At 36.7% G+C, this 17800-nt stretch carries 17 protein-coding genes and 1 riboswitch; of the genes, 4 read left to right on the forward strand and 13 right to left on the reverse strand.

Annotated features, from left to right (window positions below):
• Positions 1–40: 40 nt before the first annotated feature.
• The gene (locus RUH95_RS06735; RefSeq protein WP_483880130.1) at positions 41–1204 is read left to right on the forward strand and encodes an aminotransferase class I/II-fold pyridoxal phosphate-dependent enzyme; all 1164 of its coding nucleotides are present in this window, start codon (positions 41–43) and stop codon (positions 1202–1204) included.
• A gap of 28 nt (positions 1205–1232) precedes the next feature.
• Here RUH95_RS06735 and RUH95_RS06740 read toward each other — a convergent pair whose 3' ends face one another.
• Entirely contained in the window at positions 1233–2621 is a 1389-nt protein-coding gene (locus RUH95_RS06740) for an MATE family efflux transporter (protein ID WP_313892074.1), read from the reverse strand.
• Positions 2622–2760: 139 nt separating this feature from the next.
• A riboswitch (guanidine-I (ykkC/yxkD leader) is annotated at positions 2761–2858 on the forward strand.
• A gap of 68 nt (positions 2859–2926) precedes the next feature.
• Between RUH95_RS06740 and RUH95_RS06745 the strand changes: the two genes are divergently transcribed.
• Both RUH95_RS06745 and RUH95_RS06750 read left to right on the forward strand, forming a co-directional pair.
• On the forward strand, positions 2927–3268 hold the full coding sequence (locus tag RUH95_RS06745; protein ID WP_313892075.1) for a DMT family transporter: 342 nt from the start codon (positions 2927–2929) through the stop codon (positions 3266–3268).
• Positions 3268–3582 carry a DMT family transporter gene (locus tag RUH95_RS06750; RefSeq protein WP_313892076.1) on the forward strand — a complete coding sequence of 105 codons (315 nt, stop codon included), beginning with the start codon at positions 3268–3270 and terminating at the stop codon, positions 3580–3582. The genes RUH95_RS06745 and RUH95_RS06750 overlap by 1 nt, the downstream gene beginning before the upstream one ends.
• A 35-nt stretch (positions 3583–3617) precedes the next feature.
• Here RUH95_RS06750 and RUH95_RS06755 read toward each other — a convergent pair whose 3' ends face one another.
• From RUH95_RS06755 to RUH95_RS06800, 10 genes are all read right to left on the reverse strand, one after another.
• Positions 3618–3875 (reverse strand): hypothetical protein, encoded by a 258-nt coding sequence (locus RUH95_RS06755; RefSeq protein WP_313892077.1) that lies wholly within the window; start codon positions 3873–3875, stop codon positions 3618–3620.
• Positions 3876–4739: 864 nt separating this feature from the next.
• Positions 4740–5414: a response regulator transcription factor gene (locus tag RUH95_RS06760; protein ID WP_313892078.1), complete on the reverse strand. Its 675-nt coding sequence runs from the start codon at positions 5412–5414 to the stop codon at positions 4740–4742.
• Positions 5411–7729, reverse strand: coding sequence for a sensor histidine kinase (locus RUH95_RS06765; protein ID WP_313892079.1), 2319 nt, complete (start codon positions 7727–7729; stop codon positions 5411–5413). Before RUH95_RS06765 ends, RUH95_RS06760 begins: the two co-directional genes overlap by 4 nt.
• Before the next feature lie 35 nt (positions 7730–7764).
• Positions 7765–7923, reverse strand: coding sequence for a competence pheromone ComX (gene comX, locus RUH95_RS06770; RefSeq protein ID WP_313892080.1), 159 nt, complete (start codon positions 7921–7923; stop codon positions 7765–7767).
• 10 nt (positions 7924–7933) lie between these two features.
• Positions 7934–8848: a polyprenyl synthetase family protein gene (locus RUH95_RS06775; protein WP_313892081.1), complete on the reverse strand. Its 915-nt coding sequence runs from the start codon at positions 8846–8848 to the stop codon at positions 7934–7936.
• 506 nt (positions 8849–9354) lie between these two features.
• Positions 9355–10044 carry an aspartate/glutamate racemase family protein gene (locus tag RUH95_RS06780; protein WP_313892082.1) on the reverse strand — a complete coding sequence of 230 codons (690 nt, stop codon included), beginning with the start codon at positions 10042–10044 and terminating at the stop codon, positions 9355–9357.
• 100 nt (positions 10045–10144) lie between these two features.
• Positions 10145–10900 carry an IucA/IucC family C-terminal-domain containing protein gene (locus RUH95_RS06785; protein WP_313892083.1) on the reverse strand — a complete coding sequence of 252 codons (756 nt, stop codon included), beginning with the start codon at positions 10898–10900 and terminating at the stop codon, positions 10145–10147.
• Complete coding sequence (locus RUH95_RS06790) at positions 10901–11713, reverse strand: ABC transporter ATP-binding protein (RefSeq protein ID WP_313892084.1); 813 nt, start codon at positions 11711–11713, stop codon at positions 10901–10903. It lies immediately after the preceding gene.
• A gap of 38 nt (positions 11714–11751) precedes the next feature.
• Complete coding sequence (locus tag RUH95_RS06795) at positions 11752–12807, reverse strand: FecCD family ABC transporter permease (protein ID WP_313892085.1); 1056 nt, start codon at positions 12805–12807, stop codon at positions 11752–11754.
• Positions 12804–13808, reverse strand: a complete 1005-nt coding sequence (locus tag RUH95_RS06800; RefSeq protein WP_313892086.1) for a FecCD family ABC transporter permease — start codon at positions 13806–13808, stop codon at positions 12804–12806. The genes RUH95_RS06795 and RUH95_RS06800 overlap by 4 nt, the downstream gene beginning before the upstream one ends.
• Before the next feature lie 196 nt (positions 13809–14004).
• Between RUH95_RS06800 and RUH95_RS06805 the strand changes: the two genes are divergently transcribed.
• Positions 14005–14994 carry an ABC transporter substrate-binding protein gene (locus tag RUH95_RS06805; protein ID WP_313892087.1) on the forward strand — a complete coding sequence of 330 codons (990 nt, stop codon included), beginning with the start codon at positions 14005–14007 and terminating at the stop codon, positions 14992–14994.
• Between the two features lie 586 nt (positions 14995–15580).
• Here RUH95_RS06805 and RUH95_RS06810 read toward each other — a convergent pair.
• A complete protein-coding gene (locus RUH95_RS06810) occupies positions 15581–16114 on the reverse strand; it encodes a peptidylprolyl isomerase (RefSeq protein ID WP_313892088.1) in 534 nt (177 codons plus the stop codon).
• Positions 16115–16116: 2 nt separating this feature from the next.
• The gene (locus RUH95_RS06815; protein WP_313892089.1) at positions 16117–17796 is read right to left on the reverse strand and encodes a peptide ABC transporter substrate-binding protein; all 1680 of its coding nucleotides are present in this window, start codon (positions 17794–17796) and stop codon (positions 16117–16119) included.
• Positions 17797–17800 lie beyond the last annotated feature (4 nt).

Consider the following 17800-nt stretch of genomic DNA (forward strand, 5'->3'; position numbering starts at 1 on the left):
TAAAAAATAAAATTATTTTATACGCAAGGAGTGCTTTTAATTGAATATCGAGCCATCTAAAAAAATGTCTATATTTGAACCTGCTATTTTCGGTGATTTAAAAGCTGCTGCTGCGGCTAAAAAAGCAGAAGGCTATGAGCTATATGATTTAAGCTTAGGTAGCCCTGATCTTCCACCAGATGAAAAAGCAAGACGTGTTTTATCAGAACAAAGTTTTTTAGCCAATACATATGGATATACACTTACTGGAACAATGCGTTTTTATGAAGCTGTAGCGGACTATTACAAACGTCGAACCGGCGTCATATTAAACCCAGAAACAGAAGTAATTCAAACATTGGGCTCACAAGAAGGACTCGTCCATCTTCCTTTAGCATTTTGTAATGAAGGTGATATCGTACTCACAACCAACCCTGGCTACGTTGCATATGATGCTGGTATTAAACTAGCAGGTGCTGTTCCCTACTATATGTCACTAGTAGAAGAAAACAATTTTTTACCTAACCTAGATGCAATTCCAGAAGAAGTTGCTTATAAAGCAAAACTAATGATTTTAAACTTACCAGGAAACCCTGTTCCAGCAATGCCAAATATAACGTTTTTCGAAAGAGTAGTTGCATTTGCCAATAAATACAATGTCATTATTTTACATGACGCTGCCTATTCAGAGTTTTACTTTTCAGGGGATTCACCAAGTAGTTTCCTCACCACTCCTGGAGCAATGGAAGTTGGTATGGAAATCAACTCACTATCTAAAAGCTTTAGCTTAGCAGGCGCGCGCATTGCTTATATTGTAGGAAATGCTGAAATGATAAGTATCATGAAACAGCTAAAATCCAATTTGGACTACGGCATTTTTGGACCTATTCAAGAGGCTGCAATTGCTTCGTTAAATAACGCTGAAAAAATTACAGATCGTCTACGTAAAACTTTTGCAGAACGCCATCGAGTGCTAATGCAAGGTTTGACCGCTATTGGTTGGACAGTCGCTCCGTCCAATGGTGGCATGTTTGTATGGGCAAAATATCCTTATGACTTAAATGATAAGAAATTTGTTTTTGAAGTTATCGCTCAAACAGGAGTGGTTATGGTACCCGGTACTGTATTCGGCTCAGAAGGCGCAGGGTTTGTACGAATTGCACTTGTGCAAGATGTAGAAATATTGAGACAAGCTGTTGAGCAATTAAAAAAATTGAATTTCTAACACAAGAAAAGCTAGACGCATATCGCGTCTAGCTTTCATTTGTTCCTTCTTTTCTATCAGCAGGATGTACGAGCGCAAATTTCTCCCATCTTCTGCCCTTCCATCTGAAATACATGATAATCGCTCTCGTCCACTCATCGGCCGCAATTGCCAGCCAAATACCCGGGAGCCCCATATCCAGCACAAACACTAACAAATACCCAAGGGGCAAACTCATCATCACCATGGATAATGCACCAATTGCTACTGGAAATCTTGCATCCCCTGCTGCACGTAAAGAGTTAATAATAACAATATTCATCGTTCGACCAGTTTCTAATATAAAACTTAACACTAATACAGAAGCACCTATTTTAATAACTTGTTCATTATCTGTAAATAAGCTAATAAGCGGCACTCGGAAAATGATTACGATGGTAACCATTACTACTGTAAATAATAATGCCCATTTCACACTCGACCAAACAGATCGATACGCTTCATCTTTTTCATTTGCCCCAACGAATCTACCTACAATAATTGCAGTTCCCATTCCAATAGCAATCGCAAATAAATACGTAAACATCGAAATATTTACTGCATATTGCCTTGCCGCTAACGACTCTGCTCCTAAATATGTAACATAGTACAAGAACACAATTTGACAACCTTGATACAAAATTTGTTCAAACGCAGATGGGAGACCAATCTGCATAATTTTACGAATATATTCCTTGGAAATCGTAAAATAATATTTCACTTTTACTCGGTATTCCATTACTCGATACAATAGCCAAAAGAAAAATAGAACTGCAACAAGTCGACTAAGAACAGAAGAAATCGCTGCACCCTGTACGCCTAATTCCGGAAATCCAAACTTACCGAAGATTAATACATAGTTTCCGACAACGTGAATAATATTCATTCCCAAAGAAACGAACATCGTCTCCTTTGTATATCCATGCACACGAATAATTGCGGCTAACGCATTAATAACCGCCTGTAGGAAAATACCTCCCCCTACAATCGTTAAATATTGGTGCGCATGAACGAGCACTTCTCCTTGCAAATTCATCGCAACCATCATGCTTTTAGAAAACAATAAAAACCCAATACTTAATAAAATACCGACTCCTAAATTCAACGTCACCGCTAAACCGGAAATCTTCGACGCTTCCACATATCGCTTAGAGCCTAAATATTGAGACACGACTATTGCTGCACCGTTCCCAACTACTTCTAATATTAAAATCGCAATATGGATATACTGATTTGCTGCTCCAACTCCTGACACAGCATCATCTGATAATGCACTAAGCATGAACGTATCAGCAATACCCATCATCATAAACAAAAATACTTCTAAAAAAATAGGCCAAGTTAAAGAAAACAAACTTAACTTTTCCCCTAAACCTTTTTTCCCATTAGCAGCGTCCATATATCTACCTTCTTTAACAATTCATTTTTCAAATAAGATGAATCTTACCATATTTTGAGATATGGCGCTAGCCATGTTTATACTTGGTCTTTCTTGAAAAATTATGATTTATACAGTATAATTTGCATTAACTATATAAACGAATGATTTCTAGGGTTCCGCAACTACTTGTTGGTCTGGTCCGAGAGGAATCTCACAGCTATTGCTGTGTCACGGAAGGATAAAAGCCTGGGAGATGACTGTATATATGTCGTTCCTTAGGCTTTTTTATTTTCAATCAAATTTTTTAGAGGAGTGGAAAATAGTTGAACAAACATTGGATTATTGTATTTGTTGCTGCATTTTTTGAAATATTTTGGGTTATTGGTTTAAAGCATTCGGATAATTGGTGGAGTTGGATTGGAACAATTATCGCCATTGTCTTCACTTTTTATTTATTACTAATTGCAGGTAAAAATTTACCAGTCGGAACTGTTTATGCTGTTTTTGTTGGTTTAGGAACTGCTGGAACTGTTTTGGCAGATGTTCTTTTCTTTGGTGAACCAATTAGTGTAGCAAAAATATTATTAATATCTCTTTTATTAGCTGGGGTTATTGGATTGAAATTAGTAACAAATGATTCTAGTCAAGAAGAGGAGGTAAACTAATGGCTTGGGTAGCATTAATTATCGCGGGATTATTAGAAGTTTTTGGAGTTGCCATGATGAACAAATGGCATAAAGATCATAACTGGAAAGCAATCGTTTTCTTAGTACTTGGATTTGGGCTCAGCCTGTTCTTTCTTTCCTTCGCTATGAAAACATTACCTATGGGAACAGCTTATGCAATTTGGACAGGTATCGGCGCATCAGGAGGAGCCTTAGTAGGTATGATATTTTTCGGCGAATCAAAAGACTGGAAAAGAATTGTTTTCATTACAATGGTACTAAGTGCTGCTGTCGGGTTAAAGTTAATATCGTAAACAATAAGGTCAGGCTTTTAAAGTCTGATCTTTCTTTATAAACAACAGAGCATAAAAGCTAAAAAATGTACTCCAATTGCCATTCCAACATATTTCACTTTTTCTTCAGAACGAGGTATAAAAAAGTATTTAATCGTAAACCAATATAAAAAATACATAAATGCAATAATAGTCGTAAATGTTAGCAATTGTACTGGGTCTCCATCTGTCGGTAGGGGCATAAACATAAATAATAATCGAAAGGTTATAAATGCCATAGAAAACAAACTTAAAGTAAAAAGTATTAATCTCATGATAGCCCTCCTAAAATATTATCCTCGTTGTTAAATTCTAATCCACCTAGTATACATCCTCTCAAATATTCCTTATTTTGTCACCGTAAAATAGAGTCGTATTTTCCGCAAAAACTATTGCGGTACGCTTTTATTTCTTTCTAAGAAAAAAACGGGCAAAATGACGCCCGGTCCCTTAAAGCAAAAACATCTTAGTGACGCAGTTTCCGGCTCGCTCTAGGCTTCCCATTGGGCTATACGATGAACGGTAAAATTTAGAAAGCTTGTTGGAAGTGGCTGCGCCGCTTCCAACAAGCTTTTTCGTCGGTCATCGTATAGCAACTGTTCGCCTTCCGCTCGCCAGAAACTTCAGTGCCACGTAGTTTGGTACTTTTGGGAATAGGAGAAGCAAGTCTCATTCTATATCATTTGAAGGCCGCCAAAGATACAATTTTGGCAGCTCTTTGAAGGATTTTATAAAGGGACACCACTACATTTAGCTATAAAGTGAAGAGGAGATGGCAAAATTACATCGTATGAAAATTGTCGGTCTATTTCTAACTAGAAGTGTTGATGAACTTTTTTCTCTTCCTTTTAGCTTAAGTAGAAGGAACATGAATACATTCCTATAAGCAGGATGGATGTAGTGAAAAGCGGCGATACCAACGGGATAAGCTTTAGTCGAAAACCACGCAGTAGAGCCGCTAGCGACCGAGGAGGCTGAGGCAACGCCCGTGGTAATCGTCTGCTTGTAACGAAATCCACTCCATTCATTCCTATACTTTCTTCCTTCCCTTTTTATAATGTAAACCCTGTGTTCATGGAACATTTTTATATACTTTCTTCAAAAAAAAATGACTCCCTTTTATAAGGAGTCATCTTTGCTCAGCTAAAGTGTTCATTATTTATTCGTTCAACTTGCAAAAGTCCAAATTCCTTCGCTTTCAAAAAAGCTTCCATCCTCGACTCTACACCTAACTTTGAAAAAATCTTCGTTAAATGATGCTCTACGGTTCGTTGGCTCATAGACAACTCATTCGCAATTAACTTATTCGTATACCCTTTTTCAACTTTTCTTAAAATCAACTGTTCCTTTTCCGTCAAACGAAGATTCACCAATGGAAATTCCTCTCCTAATTGACTCTTTACTACATCCACACGCTTCAATTGCTGTAACAGGGACAACGGAACAACTACTTCTTCTCTCAGCGCACAACGAATCGTTGTAATGATCTGTTCGCTCGTTGCTGTTTTGCTCAAAAATCCAGACACTCTTGCTTCAATTAACAAATCGTAATGAACTTCTATATCAAACCCTGTATAAATGACAATGATGGAATCTGGATCCTTCTGACGTATCATCTGCAAAAGTTCTAAACCATTCGGCTCCGGCATATACAAATCGATTAAATACACATCATAATCCGCATTTTCTAAATGCCCCATAACAGTTTTACTATCCGTTATTACCGTTACATTCATATCTAGCTCTTGATTAATAATCGCCTTGGTTCCTTCGCTCACTGAAGGATGATCATCAACAATTAACACTTCAATCACTTTAAATCACCTTCCATTCCAACATCTATCGTTACTTTCAACCCTTGCCCTAATGAAGAAACAATATCTATATCCCCTTGTATACTTCTAATTCGTTCTTTTATACCAACTAGCCCCATTGAGCTAAACGAATATCCTTCATCATTTATCTCAAAGCCATCCCCATCGTCTTCGTATATTAAATGAATGGACTCATCCGATTGATATAACTTTAAGTTAACCGATCTGGCATTAGAATGTTTCATCGCATTATTAAACAATTCTTGCACAATACGATAAAGAATAAGCTCTTTTTCCTTATTCATCTTAATCTTTTCATCTAAAGAAGTATGAAGAAGAAAGCTGCTCCGTAGTTTTGTTTGACGAATCAATTGGTACAAAGATTCCATTAAACCTTGTTCATTCAAAAGCGGTGGTCTTAGTTCCATACACGTTTCCCGTATTAAATGCACATTATCAAGCATTTGCTCCTTAATAACATTTAGTTTATCTTTTAAAGTTGTAGAGTCAGCCATTCTTTCTAAGTCTTCAATTTCTCGTAAAAGCTGTAGTTGCTCCTGCAAAATTGAATCGTGCAAGTCATTAGATAAACTAGCTCTCTCTTTTTCAGAAATTGTAAATAGTAATCTTGATAGCCAAGTTGGATGCTGATTCGTTTCTTGTAATTTCAGATTGCTAATTTGAACGACTAATCCTTCAATCAACTTCATATTTTCCAAAACAATACTTGAAAAGTATGCCATCATTTCAATCCAAATTTTCTCTTCCACATTCAAGTTCGTCCCAGATTTCTTTTCGTCACATAAAATAATTTGCCTCATTCCTACTTCACTACCTATGACAACTGCGAATCCTTTTGGAAAGAATATTAATGTTCCAATCGTCTGAGACTCCCATTTTACTTTTTCGAGTTCCATTGAATCGATGAATATCTCGGATGAAGCAGTATGCACACGCCAATTGCGGGTTTCTTCATCTTGCTCAAGCTGGATAAAAATTGCTTGCTGTATCTCTAAATTTTCTTCCATCTCACTTAAAATACGAGCGACAATACCTTGCACTTTATTTTCCTCTTGTGTCTTATGAAAGAACGTATATAAATTCGTTTGTAAATCACCCTTGGAAGAAAATAAATACTTTCGACTTTTATAATCAATCCATTCTTTCCAATATAAAAATAAAATACTGCTTACGAAAGTCCAGATTAGTGTAGTTCCAAATGGAATTGAAAATAGATCATTATTTAATATAAGGTTAATCCCGCCAGCCAAAAGTACCGAAAAAGGAAATGCTAGCATTGTATAATACTTTAACCGGCCAATGATATAGTCAATATCAAATAACTTCTCTGCTAACTGTAAATAAATAAAACCAATTGGGATCAACAGTAAAAATATGACGGCAATTTCAGCATTTAAAAAATACTGATTAAAAAGAATCGAAGGCACTGCATACAATAAAGTAAATGGACTAAAAGCTAATGCAAATATTAGAACGAGCAATTTGATTGCCTGACTACCTGGTTGATTCATGTATTTTGAATAATTTTTAATTAATAACGTAATAATAACAATTAACAATAAGCTAAATACGCCCAATTCAGTGATCGTTTGGATATTACTTAATGCTGGTATAAAGAAAAGCACTACATTTTCAACTAAAATTAATACAATTAACATGTAAAGCTTCCATAAGTGAGATTCCTTTATAAAAGAAACTTGAAATCGTTTTAAAAAGATATTTAAAAAACGTATGTATAATACTAAGCATCCAGTAAACGTAACGGCGTTGACAAACCTAGCGATTAAATCCCCACGGCTTGATGCTCCAGCACTGCCATACGCTAATGCAATACATAATAGAAACTGGATGAGCACGATGACTGATACATCATGCTTTTGTTTTCGATACAAATAAAGTGAAACATAAATAGTAAGAATAGTATAAGCGATAGGTAGGAAAAAATGGGAAACAAGCTGACCGATCTCTGTCTGATAGGAAACGATATAATGTTTCTCTTGCCCATTTCCATCTAATAAAGTAAGTGACTTTGCAGTTCTAATCAACTGTGTTTTGATAATTTCGCGATTTTCACCAGAATACTCCCCATCAATTTCTACAATAATATCATCTACATGAATATTTTGATTGTATGCCCATCCATTTTCAAAAACTTCATCTACAATCCACTTTCCGCCCTCTTCCTTTACTGAAAAACCTACTAATGGGGACTGAATCGTGATATAGGACACATACGAAATAAATAGCAGCAAAGCTACTATTGGTAGGAGTATTTTTTTGTCTGGGAGTCGCATATTTTCAACCATCTTTTTTGTTTTATTTTAGTAAATTAGTTCCAGTAAACTCCAAGTTCCGATGCGTCTTTTGAGTATGTTTCTAAGATAGATTTTGTTTCACTTTCACTTACTCCAACTAAGCATACTTTCTCTTCTTTCAAAAGCTTTAATAATTGTGGTTGTTTATTTAAGAGTTGAATTGTTTTTAACATGTGCTATTCCTCATTTCATATATTGTTGTAAAAACTGTATTTGGTTTTCTGTATAAGATAGCCTTTGTAACTCATCCATTATTTTGTTACGCAGTACATTTCTTATGACTAATGCATACTTAATCGCATCCGTATCGACTAGCTTTTGCTGGATGATGTCTTGATAGCTTAGAAAAACTTCTTTGCTCATGCCGCCTGCATAATAGTCGGTCATAAATTTCAGTTCTTCATCGTCATATTCAAGCAAGTAAATGATAGGCAATGAATACTTTTTATTCATCATATCATTTTTTTCATGCCAACTCTTCAAATCCATAATATCATTATTAATTTGCCCAACTACACCCATCCACTTTGAGTAGCTTTCTATTTCTGGCAATACATCCCCATTTGCAATGACCGAGCCTACAGAACAAGCCAAGCATACTAACGAACCCGATTTTTCTTGCATCATGTTCATATAATCATTTTCATTTTGACAAATGTTTAATAGGTCCTTATGCTGCCCTTGAATAGCGTTTAATGCATACTTTTCCATAATAGCTATCGCTTGCTCTTTATACGAAAACTCCGTTTGGCTGATTGCACTCGTACATAGAAACAGCAATGCAGTAGAAGCATTTAACGATAACGCTGGGTGACTAGACCACGGCTTATCAATAACGTCACCATCTTCTATATCATCTAATATATCAAATGATAGAATGAGTAGTTCAATCGCAGCGGCAACTTGATAAATTTCTTTATCAAATGAAGGTGCAAACTGCTCATAATGAAAGACGCATAACACCCCAAAAGGATAATGATCCTCCACTTTATGCTGCACAAAACTTAAAAGTAAACGCTGTAAATCTTGTTGCTGAATTGTTTCTTTAATAATACTTTCCATCGACAAACGTATTTCTTTTGACTCTATATTTACCATGCTATCCCCTACTTCTCTAGTACACTATTCTCACATCGTAAAGATAGCACAATTGTCACCACATTTACCATTGCGGCATCACGCGTTTTTCGTTGCGGTAGTTGATTAACCATTCTATTCAATTTAGTAGTATCGGCAGGGATTTGCTCTACAGAGTCGAACTCTTTCAGGCTATCTCTCTATCGAAATTTTTTCCAAATAAATGCGCTAAAATTCCAACTAAAACGTAGAGTGACAGCTGGGAAAATAAATGTAAAAGCATTGAAAAATAGAAAATGGATCATCACATTTTATCGTGAAGCCCCATGATTACTAACCTATATAGATAGAGATTTACAACGCGTCGGTCCGCATGAACCGAGTATGAGACCCACTTGGGCACAGCACAAGTTGGCTCATGCAAGGTGCGGCAAGCCCGAAGGCATGTGGGCTATTTACTAAGACGCACTATACGTAAAGTACGAATGAGGACGTAAAGCAAGTCGAAAACGAGTGTTATTCCGTTTCTATTCTAGCGCTTTATTGACAGCTTCTTGTGCATGTATAACGGTTGTATCAAATAAGGGAACCTTCGAATCTTCTTGTTTCACGAGAAGACCAATTTCTGTACAGCCCAATATGATCCCTTCAGCACCATTTTCTATTAATCGCTCAATAATTTGCTTGTATGCTTCCCTTGAAGCTTGTTGAATAGTTCCTAAACACAGTTCATCATAGATTATTCTATTCACTATTTCTCTATCTTCTTCACTAGGAACCAATACTTTGATTCCTTTCGATTTAATGCGGGACTTATAAAAGTCTTGCTCCATCGTATATTTCGTTCCTAGAAGCCCAATTGTGCTAATCTTAGATTGCTGAATTTGATAAGCTGTTGTATCGGCGATATGTAAAATAGGTATAGTAATTTTTTCTTCCATATATTCACTTACTTTATGCATTGTATTTGTACAAATGACGATAAATTCTGCTCCAGCTTTTTCTAAAGACTGTGCAACAGTTGCCAATAAATGCCCCGCACTTTCCCAATCACCATCAGCTTGATACCGTTCTACTTCCGCAAAATCAACACTATATAAAATACACTTTGCAGAGTGAAGTCCTCCTAATCTATTTTTCGTTTCCTCATTAATAATTCGATAATATTCAAGGGAAGACTCCCAACTCATTCCACCTATTAGTCCAATTGTTTTCAACCCTATTCTCCTCCATCCACTTGCTTTACATTATTCGTTCTCCTTATGTGAAAATCCTTTATAATGAAATAAAAAGGGGCGAGTAGACACGTCTTGCCGTCTACTTGACCCTTTTTTCTTTTGAAATTAATGGACATGTTGCACAACGCTTCTTCATATTAGTTAAATGCGAATAGCAGCAAGTGTCTCTTTTCCGAATTTCTTTACCTAACTTCTCGACATATAGTCGCTCGTTATAATACCTTGTGATCGGGTTCTCAACATAGTTCCCAAACATAGTACCTGAAGCCTGAAAAATGATAAACTGAAAATCTTCCTTTGCACGATGCTGAATCTCTTTCGGAATATCCTCTCCCATAAAAACTGCTTCGTATAACCAAAAAAGATATACCGCAATATTCTCCCATAAAATAAGCTTCGACACTTTTGTAGTGTAATAAAGACGTTCTATTAATGGAGATATATGATCATTGAATAAAGTCTCTATACACTCAATTCTCCACTTATCCCTATCTAACTCGAATTCCTTCGTATCCAAATGATTGAATCGGATACCCGGTAACCACAATTTTTCATCATCTTTCGTTTCTAACGATATGTTACCGTAGGATACATCTAGTTTTTCATTCCACGCGGTCATGGCATACAAATAAATAACTGGTAAAAATGCATACCGTTTCATAAAAATAGATGCAGTCACTTTAGCGTTAGAAGCATCTAAATGTTCACCAAGCAACTTTAAATAAGCTTTCATTGCATGTTCCGATAATATTTCTTTCATCTTCACAGAAAGGGACGAATCCACTTTTTCCATAGTCAAACGCAGTTCGCGGAGTTTATCTAACTTCGATTCCACCTACACTCCAACTTCCTTTAAAATGCAACGTCCTTTCCCAAAAGGGATACAAAGGGGCGTTCCAAACAATGGATCCGCTGTAATCTGACAATCCATTCCAAACACATTTTTCACTAATGGACAGCTAATAATATGCTCTGGTTTTCCTTGAGCATAAACTTTTTGATCTTTTATCGCTACAATATTGTCTGCATATCGACATGCTAAGTTTATATCATGTAACACCATCACAATCGTTCGCTGCTCTTTTTCGTTTAAATCATAAAGTAAATCGAGAATTTCGATTTGATGTGTCATATCCAAATACGTTGTTGGTTCATCTAAAAGAATAATATCTGTATCTTGCGCTAAAGTCATGGCTATCCAAACTCTTTGGCGCTGTCCCCCCGACAATGTATCTACTGGGCGATCTTTTAAATCTTCAATAGCTGTTGCCTTTAAAGCCTTCATTACTTTTTCTTCGTCTTCCTCTGTCCACTGTTTTAACCACGTTTGATAAGGGTATCTACCTTGCTTCACTAGCTGAAGAACTGTTAGACCTTCCGGTGCAACAGGCGATTGAGGAAGAATTGACATTTGTTTTGCAACATCTTTTGTAGACATTTTGGAAATTGCTTTCCCCTCCAACAACACTGCTCCTGATTTCGGTTTTAACAGTCTAGCAATAGAACGAAGAAGCGTGGATTTTCCACATCCGTTTCCACCGATAAAAACTGTAATTTCCCCTTTAGGAATTTGAAGGTCTAATTCTTTTATTATAATGCTGTCCCCATATGAAAGAGTTAAGGCTTGTGTTTCGATCGTTTGAACCATTTCATTCGCTCCTTTTATCAAAAATGAATAGCAACTAATTAGCGACTGCGAGTTTTAAATAATAAATAAATAAAGTAAGGAGCACCTATTCCAGCTGTAAATACACCTGCTGGTATTTCTAATGGAGAAAATAATGTTCTACCGATTAAATCAGCTAACATAACTAAGATCGCGCCGATAAATGCAGAAACAGGTAATAATGCTCCAAATGAAGAACCTACAAGTCTTCTCGCCATATGAGGAGCCATTAAACCTACAAATCCAATTCCTCCGGCGAATGCTACAGAACCCCCAACAAGAGCTGTACTAATCAATAATAAGAAAAAACGCTGACGTTGAATTTTTCCCCCAACACCTGTTGCAACTTCATCTCCAAGCTCTAGAATATTAATACTCTTGACCATGAAAAACGCGATCAAAATAAAAGTCACTGTCCAAGGTACTAATATCGCTACATTACTCCAACTCGACCCATATACAGTACCTGTAATCCAAATATTAGCCTGGCTCGCTTTATAAATAGGTCCCATGATCATTAGCATGGTCGTTAAAGCCTGCGTAAGAGCGGAAATTCCAATACCTATTAATATAATCCTTATCGGAGATACTCCACTTTTCCATGCTAAAAAGTACACAAGTAATCCAACAATTACTGCTCCAGAAAAAGCAGCGAGAGGCATCCATTTTATACTCACAGTCAAAGAATGGTTGCTATCACTAAAATAAGCTAGAAAACTTACAACAGCGACCGATGCTCCTCCTGTAATTCCAAGAACATCAGGTGAAGCTAGAGGATTTCGAATCATTCCTTGAAGAATACCACCAGCAACTGCTAATGCCATTCCTACCATCAGTGCAACAATAATTCTTGGAAGGCGGAAAGATTGGACAACAAGTCTTTCCATATCTGTCCCACCACCAAATAGTACTTGTAAAACTTTCAGTGGGCTTAACTTCATATCACCCATTCCTGTACTCAAAACGAAGACTGCTCCTGCTACTAGCATCAAGACCATTAATACAACCGTTGCTCTTTTATCTAAAAGAAAGGACACTTTTCCTTTCATCATTCTAAAATTCTTATATTGATTCATCGAGCATTAAACCCCTTTCTTGCAATGTAAATGAAGAATGGAGTTCCTATAATAGCAGTCATCACGCCAACAGGAACTTCCTGCGGCATAATAACATACCTTGCCACAATATCCGCTGCGAGCAAAAGTATACCACCTAAAATTCCTGCAAAAGGTATGAGCCAACGATGATCGATGCCAACGATAGATCTCGTTATATGAGGAATAACAATGCCAATAAATCCAATAGGACCTGCGATTGCAACAGAACCCCCAGCTAAAAAAATGACGATGATTGCAACTATTATTTTTAAAATTCCAGTATTTAATCCTAATCCCTTCGCAACATCTTCGCCCATGGATAAAACATTCATCTTAGAAGCGACGATAAGGGATCCTACCCAACCAATGATTAAATACGGTAAAACAGTAACTAAAATCTCTATTTTCCGTCCTTCAACAGAACCTGCTAGCCAAAATAACACTTGCTCAAAAGCTGCTTCATTTATCACTAAAAAACCTTGAGTAAAAGAAGCAAACATTGCAGAAATTGCAGCTCCTGCTAAGGTTAACTTCATGGGTGTAAGTCCTTCTCTTCCTGAGGAACCTATTACATATACACTTATCGCTGCTACAGCTGCTCCGAAAAAGGAAATCCATGTAAACGCTTGAAGATTTCCTACTGAGAAAAGAGTAACTGCTACAACGACCGCAAATCCAGCTCCAGCGTTTACTCCAAAAATTCCAGGTGATGCAAGAGGGTTTTTCGTAAGTGTTTGCATTAACACTCCTGAAATAGCTAGACTACTTCCGACCGCCGCTGCTATTAAAGCACGAGGCAATCTCACTGTTTCGATAACTATATGCTCATTCGAACCATTATTATTTTGAAAAGCTTCTAATACCATCTTCCATGTTGTGTTTGTATATCCATAAACAATGCTTAAACACATTAAAATTAATAATAAAAAAATGGCAATTACAAGACCAAGCACTCTTTGCTTATTATTTTTTAATAACATATATAAAAACCTTTCTAACATCATTTTAATAGAGTGAATTTTACACACCTAAGTCTATTCTATCCTATTACATACTGTCAATGAGTTTGAAAATCATTTTCATTTAGAAGTTGACATAATGACAACATAGGCTTTATTATAAGACTTGCATTGAAAATGATTATCATTGGCAATCACATTTAGGAGGAACTATAAGATGAAATCTTTTAAACTTTTGTTCACGCTTATTTCTATCATGAGCATTTTATTTTTAGCTGCGTGTGGAAATACAGAAGAAAAAGCTGAGAATACAGAGGATACAAGCAATAAAACAGAAGATACAAGCTATACTGTTGAACACTCAATGGGATCAACAACAATAGACAAAACACCTGAAAAAATAGTCATTCTTTCAAACGAAGGGACAGAAGCACTTCTTTCATTAGGAGTAACTCCAGTTGGAGCTGTTCAATCTTGGCTAGGAGACCCTTGGTACGATCATATTACAGATGCGATGAAAGACGTAGAAGTTGTAGGAACTGAGGGAGAAGTTAATTTAGAGAAAATTGCTGCATTAAAACCAGATTTAATTATAGGTACTAAAATACGTCAAGAAGCTGTGTATGATCAATTAAGTGCAATTGCTCCAACTGTCTTTTCTGAAACTTTAAGAGGCGACTGGAAAGATAACTTCAAATTATATGCAAAAGCTTTAAACCTTGAAGATAAAGGTACGGAAGTATTAAGCCAATTTGATGTCCACTTAGAAGAAGTGAAGCAAAGTCTTGGTGATAAAGTTAATCAAGAAGTATCTGTCGTTCGATTCATGGCTGGTAAATCTCGCATTTACTATACAGATTCCTTCTCCGGAGTTATTTTCGATCAACTTGGATTTAAACGTGCTGCTCAGCAAGCTGAATTATTTACTGCTGACAACAAATTAGGGAATCTTGCTATAGAAGTAGGGAAAGAGGTTATTCCTAAAATGGATGGCGATGTTCTATTCTACTTCACATACGCTCCACAAGGTGACCCTGCTGCTCTTGATACAGCAAAAGAGTGGACTACAGATCCTCTTTGGAATAATTTAAGTGCTGTGAAGAGTGGAAATGTTCATGAGGTTAGTGATGCTATTTGGAACACTGCTGGTGGAGTATTGGCTGCTAACTTAATGTTAGATGATATCCAAGCTATTTTTGAGAAATAAAAAAAACATCTTAGCGATAAAATTTTTAAAGCTTGTTGGGAGTGGCTGCGCCACTTCCAACAAGCTTTTTCTTCGGTCATCGGATGGCATATGTTCGCCTTCTGCTCGCCAGAAACTTCCGTGCCAGATAGTTAAATACTTTTGGCAATAGGAGAAGCAAGTCATTTCTATCTACTTTGCAGGTCGCCAAAGATGCAATTTGGGCGACTCTTTGTAGGTTTTTAGAAAGAGACACTTCTACATTTGGACATAAAGTGTAGAAACAAATGACAGATTTACTTCATAAGAAAATTGTCGGACTCTTTCTGATTAAAAGTGTTGATGAACTTTTTTCTATTCCTCTTTCATGAGTCGGCTTAAGCAGGAAGAGCATGAATACACTCCCATAAGCTGGATGGATGTAGTGAAAAGCGGCGACTCGAGTGTGAACAGCGGATGTTTTCTGTGACGAGTAACCGCAGGAGCGTCTTTTTGCTACGAGGAGATTGAAGCCGTTCCCCACGGAAAGCGTCCGCTTGTAGCAAAATCCTCTCTACCGAAAACCCTGTGTTCATGGTACATTTTTATATACTTTCTTTTTTGTCGTTCAGACTTCTGCAAGTGTTTCTGGCTTTTCATAAACTACATCGAAAAGTTCTACTGTCACTTCCACCATTTCTTGCTTCTCCAACGGTTTATCATTTTCACCTGTTCGCACATTCGCAATTCTTTCTACTTCTTCATACCCTTCAATTACCTTACCAAACGCGGCATATTTTCCGTCTAATCGAGCCGCTGGTTTGTGCATGATGAAAAATTGTGAGCCAGCCGAATTTGGATCTCCCGCTCTTGCCATTGATATGACACCTTCGACATGCTTTATATCATTAGGATGCCCATTTTCTTCAAATTCACCTTTAATGCAATAGCCTGGTCCACCTTCACACGTATTAAGTGGATCTCCACCTTGAATCATGAATCCAGAAATTGTTCGATGGAACGTTAAACCGTCAAAAAAGTGACTATTCGCAAGGTCGATAAAATTTCTTACTGTATTTGGTGCAACTTCTGGGAACAGCTCCACACGAATTTTATTGCCATTGGACATACTAATTGTTGCAATTGGATTTTTTTGCTCCATTACTATTCTCTACCTTCCACATAAGCATTTCGGAAATAAATATTACCAAGAATACTTCTATTCCAGCCCTTCACATGCTCAGCCATCATCATTACATTTGTACTATGATAAATAGGAAGAATTCTCATCTCTTCTATCAAAATATTTTCTGCATTATGCATCGCTTCAAGTGATTTTGCTGGATCTAATTCTCTTTTAGCAAGTTCTAGGTATTTATCATATTCTTCACTTTTCCAATTCGTTGTATTATTTGGACTTTGTGAAGCAAATACATCTAAGAACGTCATTGGATGCGCATAATCTCCGCCCCATCCCATATTTCCAATAGCATAATCATAACTTGAAATCTCATTATAATAAACCTTCCATTCAGCAGATTTCAATTCTAAATCAATATTCAAGTTTTTCTTCCACATTTGTTGTAACGCTTCTGTTACTTTTTTAGCCGTATCATTTGAATAATACTTTAAAGATAATTTAGGAAAACCTTCGCCATTTGGAAAACCAGCTTCAGCAAGTAATCTCTTTGCTTCTTCAATATCTCCAGTTTCTGTTAATCCATAAGATCCGCCTGCTTCTCTAAAGTCTTCCCCTTCCAAAATCATGCCATTTGGTACGAGAGCAAACGCTGGCTGTTGCCCCCCTTGTGTGACATTCTCAACAATTTCTTTTCGATTTAGAGCTAAAGATAATGCTTTTCTAACTCGTTCATCATCTAAAGGCTTAACTTGATTGTTAAACAAGAAATAAGTAGTACCTAGTGCAGGAAGAACAATTAAGCGATCATCACTCGATTTTAATCTAGCTATTTCCGCTGTAGGAACTCCGTTAATACCGTCCACGGTGTTTGATTCTAGAGCTGTAAGGCCAGTTGCTTGCTCTGGTACAATACTGAATTTAATTTCTTCAAGCTTCACGTCATCTTTACCCCAGTAGTTTTCATTTTTAACTAAGATATACGACTCTCCGAAGTTTAATTCTTGCACCTTAAAAGGTCCATTACTAACATAGGTTGCTGGGTTTCTATGCCATGCTTCTGGATCTTTTTCAACTGCACTTTTCTGAACAGGAAAATAGGAAGAAAAAGCAAACATTTGCATCATATAAGGAACTGGAGATTCTAACGTGACCTCCAATGTCGTGTCATTTACAACTTTAATACCTAATTGATCGGCCCCTACCTCTCCGTTGAAAAACTTTTCTCCATTTTTAATGTACGGATACATCATGAATGAATAGTCAGAAGCAGTTGCAGCTGTCATTACTCTCGTCCAAGAATAGAAAAAGTCATTCGCAGTCAGTGGAGTTCCGTCCGACCACTTAGCATCTTCTCTAATATTAAATGTGTATATAAGACCATCATCACTAACTTCCCACGACTTCGCCACACCTTCAATTGGCTCGTATTTATCATTCACCTGTACTAATCCTTCAAACACATTCGACAAAATTGGAGAAGCATACGTTTCTGCGGTAAGCCCTGGATCTAGCTTATCTGCTTCATTGTTGAGTACATAAACAATCTTTTGAGAATCCTTACTTTCCACTTCCCCAGTATCCGGTGCAACTGGATCTGGTGCCTTTGTTTCCTCTTCTTTTGTTTCTGTTTGAGTTGAACTACATCCTACAATTAACATAAAAAGAATGACATAGAATAATAAAAACTTCCCTCTCTTTTTCATCAAC

This window comes from Psychrobacillus sp., from assembly GCF_032154225.1.
Classification (GTDB): Bacteria; Bacillota; Bacilli; order Bacillales_A; family Planococcaceae; genus Psychrobacillus.